This window comes from Mycobacterium sp. UM_Kg27 (genome assembly GCF_000972905.1).
GTDB lineage: Bacteria > Actinomycetota > Actinomycetes > Mycobacteriales > Mycobacteriaceae > Mycobacterium.
Map to the genome: position 1 here is coordinate 1 of NZ_JRMM01000375.1, position 251 is coordinate 251.

General features: G+C 62.2%; 1 pseudogene. It reads left to right on the top strand.

Features of this window, described 5'->3' with window-relative positions:
* Positions 1-213, top strand: a pseudogene (locus LI94_RS21705) (acetaldehyde dehydrogenase (acetylating)); the annotation flags it as partial.
* Positions 214-251: the final 38 nt, after the last annotated feature.

The window sequence follows — 251 nt, forward strand, 5'->3', positions numbered from 1 at the left end:
CCGGGTTATCGGTTGCTCAATGAGCCGCAGTTCGATGAGCCGTCGCTGAATTCGGGTGGGCGTGCGGTGGTGACCACGTTCGTGGAGGTCGAGGGTGCCGGGGATTACCTGCCGCCGTATGCGGGGAACCTGGACATCATGACCGCCGCCGCCACCAAGGTCGGCGAGGAGATCGCCCGCGAGATGGCCGGCGTCACGGCTGGAGGAGTGTAATCGTTATGTCTGATCACATTTTTGATGTGCGGATCACC